This window comes from Mesorhizobium erdmanii, assembly GCF_013170725.1.
In the GTDB taxonomy this organism is placed as follows: Bacteria; Pseudomonadota; Alphaproteobacteria; order Rhizobiales; family Rhizobiaceae; genus Mesorhizobium; species Mesorhizobium erdmanii.
The window spans coordinates 5,525,427-5,536,738 of the sequence record NZ_CP033361.1 but is presented as its reverse complement, the minus strand read 5'-3'; the positions used below and the strand labels follow the sequence as shown (position 1 = coordinate 5,536,738).

At 62.1% G+C, this 11,312-nt stretch carries 9 protein-coding genes; 3 read left to right on the top strand and 6 right to left on the bottom strand.

Annotated features, from left to right (window positions below):
• Window positions 1-72 precede the first annotated feature (72 nt).
• From EB233_RS26870 to EB233_RS26860, 3 genes are read left to right on the top strand one after another with little or no spacing between them, the layout of a single operon-like run.
• Entirely contained in the window at window positions 73-2,397 is a 2,325-nt protein-coding gene (locus EB233_RS26870; RefSeq protein ID WP_064987808.1) for a type VI secretion system Vgr family protein, read from the top strand.
• 7 nt (window positions 2,398-2,404) lie between these two features.
• Window positions 2,405-2,830 (top strand): DUF6484 domain-containing protein, encoded by a 426-nt coding sequence (locus tag EB233_RS26865; protein ID WP_027056076.1) that lies wholly within the window; start codon window positions 2,405-2,407, stop codon window positions 2,828-2,830.
• Window positions 2,830-3,177 (top strand): hypothetical protein, encoded by a 348-nt coding sequence (locus tag EB233_RS26860; RefSeq protein ID WP_064987809.1) that lies wholly within the window; start codon window positions 2,830-2,832, stop codon window positions 3,175-3,177. Before EB233_RS26865 ends, EB233_RS26860 begins: the two co-directional genes overlap by 1 nt.
• Here the strand turns inward: EB233_RS26860 and EB233_RS26855 are convergent.
• From EB233_RS26855 to tssM, 6 genes are read right to left on the bottom strand one after another with little or no spacing between them, the layout of a single operon-like run.
• Window positions 3,174-4,100: a beta propeller repeat protein gene (locus tag EB233_RS26855; protein ID WP_064987810.1), complete on the bottom strand. Its 927-nt coding sequence runs from the start codon at window positions 4,098-4,100 to the stop codon at window positions 3,174-3,176. The genes EB233_RS26860 and EB233_RS26855 overlap by 4 nt on opposite strands.
• Window positions 4,101-4,112: 12 nt before the next feature.
• Window positions 4,113-5,102, bottom strand: coding sequence for a DUF4150 domain-containing protein (locus EB233_RS26850; protein WP_064987811.1), 990 nt, complete (start codon window positions 5,100-5,102; stop codon window positions 4,113-4,115).
• Entirely contained in the window at window positions 5,102-6,121 is a 1,020-nt protein-coding gene (locus EB233_RS26845) for a 3-oxoacyl-ACP synthase (RefSeq protein ID WP_244277571.1), read from the bottom strand. The genes EB233_RS26850 and EB233_RS26845 overlap by 1 nt, the downstream gene beginning before the upstream one ends.
• A 23-nt stretch (window positions 6,122-6,144) precedes the next feature.
• Complete coding sequence (locus tag EB233_RS26840; protein ID WP_064987813.1) at window positions 6,145-7,251, bottom strand: DUF2169 family type VI secretion system accessory protein; 1,107 nt, start codon at window positions 7,249-7,251, stop codon at window positions 6,145-6,147.
• Window positions 7,251-7,793: a type VI secretion system-associated protein TagF gene (tagF, locus tag EB233_RS26835; RefSeq protein WP_244277572.1), complete on the bottom strand. Its 543-nt coding sequence runs from the start codon at window positions 7,791-7,793 to the stop codon at window positions 7,251-7,253. The genes EB233_RS26840 and tagF overlap by 1 nt, the downstream gene beginning before the upstream one ends.
• On the bottom strand, window positions 7,775-11,311 hold the full coding sequence (tssM, locus tag EB233_RS26830; RefSeq protein ID WP_064987815.1) for a type VI secretion system membrane subunit TssM: 3,537 nt from the start codon (window positions 11,309-11,311) through the stop codon (window positions 7,775-7,777). Before tssM ends, tagF begins: the two co-directional genes overlap by 19 nt.
• Window position 11,312: the final 1 nt, after the last annotated feature.

Below are 11,312 nucleotides of genomic sequence, written 5' to 3'. Positions count from 1 at the left end.
AAAGTTCCTGGGTAGATGGCGGGAACTTCAAACCCACCGCGTCGGCGGCCGCGTCCAGGAGGGGCACGACCCATGCCGAACGAACGTGCCACGGTTGTGCAGACACCGGTCGGCGCCGAGCTGACCTTCACGCATCTTGTCGGCCGCGACGAGATCAGCCGTTGCTTTGCCTATACCGTCGGGTTTGTCGGCCCCAGCTCCGACATCGATCCGCTGAAGATGCTGGGGGGTATGGTTTCGGTCGAAGGTGAATCCGACCCGAAACGGTGGTTCAGCGGCCTGGTGTCGGAATTTCGCCTGACCCGCATCGAAGACCGCCTGGCGTACTACGAAGCGGTCGTCAGGCCGTGGCTCTGGTTCCTCGGCAACACCACTGATTGCCGCATCTTTCAGAACATGACTGCTGTCGAGATCGTCGAGAAGATCTTCTCGAAATACGGTACGGCGAAATTCGAGAAGCGGCTGCAAGGGTCGTACCCTTCGCGCGAATACTGCGTGCAGTTCGACGAGAGCGATCTGGATTTCGTACAGCGCCTGCTCGAGCACGAAGGCATCTTCTATTTCTTCGAGCATGACGAGGGCAAGCACACGCTCGTGCTGTGCGATGCGATGAGCAAGCTGAAGCCGGCGCCGGGTTACGAGAAGATACCTTATAACTTCGAGGGACAGGGCTCGCGCCGCGACGTCGAATACATCACCGAATGGATTCCAGGGAGTTCGGTGCGGCCCGGCGCCTATGCCCACACCGACTATGATTTCAAGAAGCCTGGCGCTGATCTGATGGCGAAGTCCGCCCAGCCGTTCGGCCACAAGGAAGCCTCTGGCGAGAATTATCGCCAGCCTGGCGCGCATCTCGATGTCGGGCGCGGCGACACCCTGGCCGGCATCCGGCGCGAGGAACTCCAGGCCGTGCACCAGCGCATCACGGCCGTCGGCACCGTTCGCGGTCTCCACTCCGGCTGTACTTTCAAGCTGGAAAGCTTTCCGCGCGACGACCAGAACCAGGAGTATCTGGTGGTCAGCGCCGAATACAGGCTGTTCGATCCGGGCTACAGAACCCAGAACGAAGCCCACAGCGAGAATTTCAAGGTCGTGCTGGGCGTCGCGCCGACAGCCTTGCCCTATCGCGCTCCGCGCATCACGGCGCGGCCGATCATGCGCGGGCCGCAGACGGCGACGGTGGTCGGCCCTTCGGGCGAGGAGATATTCACCGACAAGTATGCCCGGGTGAAAGTGCAGTTCCACTGGGACCGCCTGGGCAAGAAGAACGAGAACAGTTCCTGCTTCGTCCGTGTCTCGCAGACCTGGGCCGGCAGCGGCTGGGGCTTCATCCAGATACCGCGCATCGGCCAGGAGGTGATCGTCGACTTCCTCGAAGGCGATCCCGATCTGCCGATCATCACCGGCAGGGTCTACAACGCCTCGCAGATGCCGCCCTACGGCTTGCCGGGCAACGCAACGCAATCGGGCTGGAAATCTAATTCCTCGAAAGGCGGCGGCGGCTACAACGAGCTGATGTTCGAGGACAAGGCCGGCTCCGAACTGGTCAACTTCCAGGCGCAGAAGGACCACAACCTTCTGATCAAGCACGACCGCACCAAGCTCGTAAAGCACGACCAGTCCGACCGCATCGACCACGACGCCAAGCATTCCGTCGGCCACAACCTCGATGAGGACGTCGGCAACAACAAGACGGTCAAGGTCGGCGTCGACCAGACCACGAATATCGGCTCGAACGACACCGAGACGGTGGGCAAGAACCGCTCGCTGACGGTGGGGGCGAATGAGACGATCAGCATCGGTTCGAACTCGACGGAGACGATCGGCTCCAACCACTCGCAGACGGTGGGGATTGTCCAGACGGTGACTGTCGGGGCTGCCCGCATCGATACGGTCGGTGCATCCGAGACACGAAGCGTCGGCGGGCCGCAGACGAATACAATCGGTGCGACGCGGTCGGTCACGGTTGGCGCGGCGCAGAGCCACGACATCGGGGCAGCGGATAGCTGGAGTATAGCGGCTAGCCAAAGTGTCAATGTCGGCGCAGATCAGAGTTTCGCTGTCGGCGGGGCGCAGACTTCCGAGATCGGGAAGGGCCGCAGCGCTAAGATTGCCGAAGATGATGCGACAGAGGTCGGCGGCTCCCGCGCACTTAAGATCGCAAAAGGCAGCTTGCTAGAGGTCGGCGAAGGTGGCGCCATCAAGATTGGCAAGGATTTGTTGATCGAGGCTGGCGACTCAATTGTGATCAAGTGCGGCTCGGCGGCGATCTCGATGAAGAAGGACGGCACCATTAATATCGAAGGCAAGGATATTACTATCAAGGGGTCCGGCAAGATCGATGTCAAAGCGTCGAGCGACATTACGATGAAGGGCTCGAAGATAAATCAGAATTGAGGCTCACATGGCTGACATAAAGGACCGGGTTGATGGGGTGGTTATCGGCATTTTCCTCGGCTTCGACGACAGCGCCCCGCTGGTGGTGTTTCCGGGCAACCCTGAGGAAACGGCCCTGCCTGCTCGCAGCCTGGCCGAATTGTCTTCAGAGATGATCGGTTCGGAAGTCGCGTTGTTGTTTGAGAACGGCGATCTGCGAAAACCGCTGATCGTCGGCAGGATCGTTGATCCAGTTAGGAAGCCGACGGACACTCATATCATCCGTGACGGCGAGACAGTGAAGATAACTGCCAGCGAGCGACTGGAGTTGCGATGCGGCAAATCGGTTATCATTATGGAAAAAGACGGCCATTTGACCGTTCGTGGAACATATGTTGTCAGCCATGCCACTGCCACAAACCGCATCCGCGGCGGCTCGGTGAATCTGAACTGATGCCGGCGCCGGTTCTTCCCGATATTTTGCGGCAGCATGCAGAACAGGCGGCGTTCCTGTGGACGGTTTACGACCGCGCGCTGCTTTTCCCCGAGGAAAACCCGGAACTTGACGCGTTGCGCCTATCGCGCCTGCTCGAGCGGCTGGAGGCGCACCTGGACGGGTTGCGTGTTGCAGGGCCCGATGGCTTGAGTATCGCGAGGGATCGGTATGGGGAATACCCCGAAGCGGGGGAACTGTTCGTTCTGCGGATGCTGACGCCGGGGTCGGAACGGCTCCGGGTGGCGAATTTGGACCTGGTCAGGGTCAGGGCCTATCTGGCTGAGACGCTTCAAGGCGGTCGCTAGCCGCCGTACCGGGTCATGTCGAGGCGGCTCAGGAAGATGTTGCCGTCATAGCCGAATTGAAATCCCGACCATTCCGTGCCGTCGAAGACGAAGATTTCCTTCCAGCCCGCAACCACCAACTTTTCGGGTGAAGTATGCATGGCGAAGGCGTGCCGAAGCTCGCGGAAAGGCACGACATTGTCGCCGTCCTGGATGTTCAGGCCCCAATTGGCGTCGCTCCAATAGCGGCGGCCCTTGAAGCTGCGGATGCAAAAAAAATCGCGCTCGGGCGCCGCAAGCTCGATCAGTTCCCCGTCGCGAAGCGCCAGTGCGAGGCCATCCGTGCCGCCGAGGTGGACTAGTCCTTCATTGGTGACTTCAAGCGTGGTGAAAGAGCGCTGGTCGGGCAGTTCAATCTGTTCCCAGGCGCGGCCTCGCAAGCGCAAGAGAGTGCCTTCATCGCCGCAAGCGTGAATCAGGTCACGGCTTGGGCCGTGGATATCGCTCAAGGCCAAATCGTTTAACGGTGGAACCAACTCCCACGCGCCCCCGTCGCGCAGGTAGCAGACGCCCTCATCGCCTATTACATATTGCGGACCGCCATCGATATGGTAGATCCGTCGCAAGACGCCTTCAGGCAGATTGGTGATGCTGTCGCCGCCCGGCGTCAGATCATGCATCTTTCCGCCGATCTGCAGCGCGAGGTGACGGTCCACGGCAAGGCTGGCATGCGACATGAACGTTTTTTCGATCTGCTTGCGGATCGTGAACGTCAGCGTCTTGCCGAAGTCGACCTCGAGCAGGTAGGACCGGAAGTATTCTTCGTCATGGTCGGACAGCTCGAAACTGGCGGAATACCGCGTGCCGCCGAGATGAAAACCCTCGATTGCGTCGATATGGATTTCTTCCGGCGAAAGTTCGTCGATCGGATTGCTCGTTTCCATGCTTCTGTCTCCTTAGTACGAATTGACCCGGAGTTTCGTGGCCCTCATTTCGGTTTTGGTGGGCTGCCGTTTTCCGCCCGGTGCCTTTGGATCCTTAACCGGTTCAGCCACCGCCTGCAGGTAGGCCATCAGAATGGTTTCCATACAGTCCAGCGCCTCATCCTGCTTCTCTTTCGGCTTCAGCTTTTTTATCCGTGGATCGTGGGCGCGATAGGCTGCTTTTGTCTTGTCGACCGCAGTGCCCAGCGTCGGAGTATCGTTCTTCTCCAGGAAATCCCGCATCGCGGTGGTCTTCTTGTTGTGCGGCGTTCCCCTCTTCGGCCCATCTGCGCCTGCTGGCTTAGAATGATCGTCCTCGTGCCAGGATTGCATGCAAACGCACGGCGCGCCGGCTGTGGTGTAATTCTTCCATGGCTTGTAGTTCGTGCCATCCTTCCGTTTGGTCTGCATCATCTGGTTTTCGAAATAGTGCTCGGACTCGTCCGGACTTTCACAGGGCGACTCGCCGTGGACGTGGATCTGCATCCCGATCTTGTTCAGTATCTTGGCGCAGACCATGACCGCCGGGTTCGCCTTGCAGATTTCCGGCCAGGGTCCTGTATTCCCGATCGGCGACGCGTGGTTGTGCGTCGCCAGGTCGCTGAACCGGATCACTGGCTCGCCGTCGAATTTCACGTCGTTCGACCAGGAATTGAAATATTTCTTGCCGGTGTTCTTCGAAGTGATGACGCCCTTCTTTGCTGCGCACCCAGCCTCGGTACCGGAAGTCTTCGACTCGTCGGACTTGTTCTTGATGTTGACAGTCTCGCCGCCGATAAAAACGGTGCCTGTGCCGCTTTCGGTGTCCGAAGCCATGCCGAAGCTCGGATAGGGGACCGGCACGCCGGGCGGCGTCGCGGGATTTTCCGGCGGCGTGAAGCAGACGTCGGGCATGGCGGCGATCGTCTGCGCCTGCACCGCCTTGCCGGATATTTCCAGCCCGTTAGCGAAGACGCCCGACATCAGGCCGCCCTCCTCGCAACGGAGGGCTGGACATCGTGCAGGACTGCTGCCCCGCAAGCGCCGTCGTCGCCCGACGCCTCTATCAGTACCGGGGTGCCTGGGGCATAGCCTTTGACCGCCGCGGTCAGCGCCATGCCGAGCATCGCCGGCACAACCGCCGCGCCGACATTGCCGAGGTTCTCGCCTGGGCTCCAGAAGTCCTGAAACGCGGTCCGTCCGCGTTCCAGGCGGAGGCTCGCGAGCGTCGATTGCTTGAAGAAGAATTGCTCACCGATAAGGTCGCCGATCCGGTATTCGACATGCGCCAGATCGACATTAGCCGCATCCATCGCCGCCTTGTAGGCCGCCGTCATCCCGTCGCCGCGCAGAGGCAGGTGCGTACCCTCTTCGCCGAGACCGTTATAGATGAAGGCTGGTTCGCGGGCGAGGCCGAGCCCAGTCAGGCGCAACGCGCCACTTCGGCCGACCAGAACAGCCGCCGCCGCTTCGCCGGGGATGAACCCATTGGGGTTCTCGGCGCCGAGCAACCGCTGCGCGTCTAGATAGTGAGTGATGCCCGCAATGGTCAGGTAGCTGTCGACACCAAGGATCAGGACATGGCCCGCCGTGCCATCGGTCAGCAATTTGCGGGCGCGATCGAGCGCCACAAAACCTGACGGGCGCCCATGGGCGATCATTTGGGTTCGGGTGCGAACTGGCAAGTCGACGATGGCGGCAAGGTCACGCAGGAAGGCTTCCGGATCGGTCACCGGACGACCGGGGCGGGTGTCTTCGGCGAGGCAAAGAAGGAGGACCAGGTCGTCCTCCGCGCCCGGTGCGGCGGCGAGCGCGTCCATCATCGCCCCTGCAGCAAGACGCACCATCCGCTTCTGACCGATCCACAGGCGGGGCAGCGGCACCGGGGCGCCGATCAGCCAATTGCTGTCGAGGCCGAGGAAGCGGGTTTCCCGAAATCCATCCAGCCTTGCCCGCATCGCCGCACAGCTAGACGGTGCGTCGAGACCGACCGCCGTCACCATGCCAGTCGAGACGATGTGGAGGTTCATGCCGACTCCGTCTCAGCGTCTTTGAACGGCACTGCGTGTGTACGGATATACTCCTTGCCCGTTGCCCGCGCGCGTTCCATGCCGCGTGTCGGCGGGCCGACCCAGCAGTCGGCAAAATCGAGAATGGTTCGGTCTAGGCGTTGAGAGATACGCCACACGAGAGAGAAGCGGCGGTGTTCCGGGTCGAACAGGATCGTGTCGGGCAGCGCATTGGTTTCGTAAGCTTTTTCGCGCCCCTTGAACAAGGTCATTGGCAGGGCGGTCATTGGCAGGCGAAAGGAAACGCGGCCTTCCGGCGTTAGGTTGATAAGCGTGACCTCCTCGCCGCCGCGCGGCAGGTCGATCTGCTGGTCCGGAGGCGCCATCTGATAATAGCGCTCGTCGAAATCCGCCGGCAGGAACGGGAAGACATTGTCGATCCAGTTCTGGTCGTAGGTGCCGCCATATTCGATCCGTCCAGGCCAACCACGACCCATCGGTCCGAAACTCATCGGCTTGTAATCGCCGAACGGCGATCGGATTTCCTCGCCGACCGCCTGGGTGTTGGGCAACCGCAAGCCAGGAATGAGCCGCTGGTTCTTGGTGCGCGACCAGCCGGTGCCAACCGGGTTGTACTTGTAGCTGGCCGGCAGCTTGTCCTCCGGATTTAGTCTGTCGACACCGCCCCAAGCGACGTCATAGGAGATGGGCATTTTCAGGAAGGGTTGCGGCGCTGTGGCGGTAAAAACCGGCCCGACCGCACGCCACTCCCGGTGGCCGACAACCTCGAAGAGTTTCGACCAGTTGCCGACCTTGATCCCGACCGGCACGCGCTCGGCCGGCCGGCCGGCCGGCGCATAGGCAAAGCCATTGGCGATCACATCGCAGCGCGGTTTGCGGAAGGCGAAGTCGGTCTCCCACAACGTGGCCGAGTAGCCAGGCACACCGGTCTGTGTGTCGGCCATCACCAGCGGCACCTGTTCCGCCGATTTTTGCACCAGTCCGCCCGGCTTGGCGGGGAAGTCGAAGGTGCCTTTGACAACCACGACGATCCACTCATGGCCAGCCTTGTCCATGCCCATGGTGAATTGGTGCGGATAACCCATCTGATTCCAGATCTGCATCAGTTGGTCTCCCAACTGGCGGTGAGGATCTGTTCCAGCGTCATTTGCGGCGATTGCGGATCGATGTCGAAAATGTCCGAACGAGCTGTCCACATCACCATGTCGCCTATCACCTCGTCGCCCGGCTCGACTGATGGCACCGGCAGTCCGGCCAGCGCGGCATCCAGTTCGTCTGGCGTCAGCTCGCCGTTCTGGGCGGCGAAGGCCGCCTCTTCGATCCCGGAGAACCACGCGTCGGCGTCGGCGAGTTGAACGGAAGCCTCGGCAAGCCGTGCGACGACGCTCAGAGGAAACTTCCTGCCGACCCTGTCCGCGCTTTGCACGATGATGCCCGCCGATGCGCCGAAGCTAGCCGGGCCAGCGAGAAAGCGCAGCGCCGTTGTGCTTGGCCAGAATTCCGAGCCAAACAGCGGAACGACATGCTGCGCCAGCCAGCGGTCCCAGCCGCGGACAAATTCGCCCGACAGCCGCCGCGTCACGAAATCGCCGGTGGCCGGTATTTTGCCGTAGAAGCCGGGCAAGGTCATATCTGCGGCGGACATGAGAATTTCTTGAACATTTCCAGATTGTAGGGGTTCTCGACGCTGGCGGCCTTGAGCTCGAAATCGGCCCACATGCCTTTCGTGCCCAGGCGCAGGCTGTAGACATCGGACAGCGACGTGGCGGCGAAACGACCGGCGCGCAGCATTCTCAGCCAGGCCCAGCTGCCTGTTTCGTTGAGCATGATTTCGGGTGATCCGTCGATCGGCTGGAAGGCGAGCGAGATGACCCCGGTGCCGTCCTTGCCGGGCCATGTCATCGGCTGCGGCCGCGTCGCGTTGTTGAAATAGACAAGCGTCTGGCCATCGAGATTGAGCGTCACGCGCGTAACGTTGGGAGAAAGGTCCTTTGGTTCGAGCGTGAAGCTCATCACCGGTCCGGTACCACCGGGGAAGAGATCGTCGCGGATATGCCTGGCCTGCTCGAACGCCGCCAGCGCCGAAGGATCGAGGCCGAAATCGGCCCGCCATTTCCATGGCTGGCTGGTGGTGTCGACATAGTTGATGAGGTGGTCGTTGATGAAACCGTCGATCAGCCCGGCCGGTCCGAACAGGCGGGCGAAATCACGAACATTGACGTCCACCGCGCTGTCGGGGCTGAATGGGTAGCGGTCGTTCAGCGCTGCCTGGCAGAAAGGCAGTATGTCGGCGCGCCAGATTGCGTTGAGCTCCGAAGTGACCGCCTTCTGCGTCAAATTGCTGGTGTCACCGGCAATTCCGCTGAGCCAGACATTTATGGGGTCGGGCAGGATCTGCGCCTGCCTGGCGACCGCGCCCGTCAGCTCGGCAAGGCCGCCCTGCTTCTTGATGGCATCCTGCGGATTGGGGTTCGCGGTGACAGTCTGCAGGACATTCGAAAGCGCGGTCAGCGCGACAACGGCGGCATCCAGCGCCGGTGGCTGGCCGTCGACCTCGGCAATGGTACTCTTCAGCGGCTTGAAATGTACGGCCACCAGGTTGCCGGTCAGGTCCACCTCCGTGGCTGACCCGGCGCGGGGAAGCAGTTTCGCACCTGATGTCGCCAGCTTGCCGAGTTTGCCAAGCTTGCCGAGCAGTTTCGAAGCGCCCTTGGCTGCCGCCTTGTCGTCGGCGGGCGCCTCGTCGGATCGCGTCAGTTCGGTCTCTTGGACAACCGCCGTCAGCAGCCGCTTCAGCGCTGAATCGGCGCTCGAGAGATCCTTCAGATTTTCACTGGCGACATTGAGATCGGTCAATGGCGCAAGCCGCATATCGCGCAGGAAGCTGTCCCATTGCGCGATGTAGTCGTCATAGTAAAGCTTCAGAATATCCTCGGATAGCGCCGAGACGGAGGTCTCGGAATTCTCCGAGCAGCCGCCGGCAAAGACCGCACGATCGAGTGCCGCCTGGGCGGCGACATCGTCGATGCGGTCGAGAATGGCATCGTGGAAGCCGGCATAGGTGAAGGCTCCGGAAATGCCGACGCGCAGCGTCTTGTCGGAACGCCGTGCAAAGACCTTGCCGCCATTGGGGCCGGCGAAATTGGCCGGGATCCACTCCTTGAGCCCGGCCACAGCCGGATCGGCCAGCAACTGCTTGTAGGCCCGCGCCGGCAACGAGATCGTGCACACCGTTTTCAGCGCTTCGGCGACCAGCGCCTGGTCGGGCGCGACATAGCTTTCGTCGACCGCCATGCGGCGGATGGCGGCAAGCTGATGCTCTTCGGCATCGGCGGTGGGAAATGGTGCCGCGGCCGCGAATTCGGGCAGGCTGTTCACCCACCAATTCTGGGCGAAATCGGGGTCCATCTGCGACAGGCCCGTCATCATGCGGTAGGTCTTCAGCGCGCCGAGCATGAAATCCGGATCGCGGATCTGCCGCCACATGGTCGCCTCGAGCAGCGCGACCATGCGTGGCTCGAGCACGTTGCGCAGAGCGTGGTCGTAGGTGTCGGTCTGCGCCCGCACCATTTCGGCCGAGGCCGATGGGCCTAGCAGATCCTGGGGCGCGCCCGGCGGTGGCGTCCGGGCGCTTGCGACCGTGGCCATGGCTTCGAGCGCACCGTCGATGGCCGGCTGTTGCACCGATGCCGGGCTTGCGGCGGCGGAGGTCAGCGGCGTTTGCAGCGCTTCGAACTGGCTTGCCTGAGCCGTGATCGCGTTGCGGTTATCAAAATAGGACCAGGTGAACAAGCCGCCGGCCAGCAACGCCGCAGCCGCGCATGCGGCCGCGGCACCGCGCCATATCCAGGCGCGCCGGCGTTGCGCCAGCGGATCGAACGTGCCGAGACCGGCTTCCTTGAAGATGACTTCGGTGAGCAGGTTCTTCAGGAAGAAGCTGCGTTTCTCGACCCTTGGCGCGGGCAAGGCCCGCCGTGGCGGCAGGCCGAAGGACGACGACAGCGCCGCGGTCAGCCGGTCGATGGGCGCCCCTTCCTGCGTCGCCGAAGTCAGATAGAGGCCGCGCAGCCAGGCGGCCTCTTCGTACCGGCTTTCGCCGAACATCGCCTCGACCAGCACCTGGATCGGCTCGGACAGGCTGGACAGCTGGGCTGGAAACCTGAAAATCTCGGCGCGGGCGGCGAGCTTGTCCTCGTCTTCCAGCCGCGGCACCAGCCGCCGCTCCAGTTCCGTCGCCAGCGTTGAAATTTCCCGTTCGATGGTCTTGGCGTCGACGCGCGCATCCAGCGCGAAGGTTGTTCCCCAGACCTGTTCGCGCGAAGCGGTCGACAGGCCGCCGAAGAAAGCCTCGAAACCCTTGATCAGATCGGCCTTGGTCAGCATCAGATAGACCGGAAGGCGGATTTCGAGCCGGTCATTGAGTTCGGCCAGCCGGCGGCGGATCTTGCGGCCATGCGCCTTGATGGCTTCGTCGCCCTCCGAAAGCACGTCGATCGACAGCGCGACGATCACGCCGTTGAGCGCGCGGCGGCCGCGATGCTTCTTCAGAAGATCGAGAAAGCCCAGCCATTCGGCCGCGTCGACGTCGGGCTGGCTCTCCTGCTGGACATAGCGGCCAGCGGTGTCGATCAGGACCGCATTCTCGGAAAAGAACCAGTCGCAGTTGCGCGTGCCGCCGACCCCTTGCAGATCATCCGTGAGGTCGATCGGAAAATTCAGTCCGGACTGGCGCAAGGCCGTGGTCTTGCCGGTGGCCGGTGGCCCGACGATCACGTACCATGGCATCTCGCGCAGGAACTTGCGTCCGCCGAGCTTGCGGCGCTTCAGTTCGGCCATCACCTCGGCGAACTTGGCACCCACGGCGGCGACGTTCTCTTCGCCGGGGCTGAGCGGCTTTTCCGCCACGGGTGCCGCGATCTCGGCGACGAACATGCGGTTGGCGCGGATCGCCCGGCGCTGGGCGACGATCAGCCAGATCAGCCAGAAGATGACCAGCAGCGCGATGATGACGATGCGCACATTCTCAGAGGTGAATGGCTCGTAGGGACCGACCCTGACGATCGGACCGAACACCCAGATGACCAGGGAAAGCAGCGTGATGCCGATCAGCGTCCACAGCCAGCGCGATGTCAAAACCGCCCAGAGGAAGCGCAGTATGAACATC

Bases quoted from the DNA above. Each gene is read 5' to 3' on its own strand.
- EB233_RS26870 (WP_064987808.1), top strand. From the start codon at position 73: ATGCCGAACGAACGTGCCACGGTTGTGCAGACACCGGTCGGCGCCGAG.
- EB233_RS26865 (WP_027056076.1), top strand. From the start codon at position 2,405: ATGGCTGACATAAAGGACCGGGTTGATGGGGTGGTTATCGGCATTTTC.
- EB233_RS26860 (WP_064987809.1), top strand. From the start codon at position 2,830: ATGCCGGCGCCGGTTCTTCCCGATATTTTGCGGCAGCATGCAGAACAG.
- EB233_RS26855 (WP_064987810.1), bottom strand. From the start codon at position 4,100: ATGGAAACGAGCAATCCGATCGACGAACTTTCGCCGGAAGAAATCCAT.
- EB233_RS26850 (WP_064987811.1), bottom strand. From the start codon at position 5,102: ATGTCGGGCGTCTTCGCTAACGGGCTGGAAATATCCGGCAAGGCGGTG.
- EB233_RS26845 (WP_244277571.1), bottom strand. From the start codon at position 6,121: ATGGTGACGGCGGTCGGTCTCGACGCACCGTCTAGCTGTGCGGCGATG.
- EB233_RS26840 (WP_064987813.1), bottom strand. From the start codon at position 7,251: ATGCAGATCTGGAATCAGATGGGTTATCCGCACCAATTCACCATGGGC.
- tagF (WP_244277572.1), bottom strand. From the start codon at position 7,793: ATGTCCGCCGCAGATATGACCTTGCCCGGCTTCTACGGCAAAATACCG.
- tssM (WP_064987815.1), bottom strand. From the start codon at position 11,311: ATGTTCATACTGCGCTTCCTCTGGGCGGTTTTGACATCGCGCTGGCTG.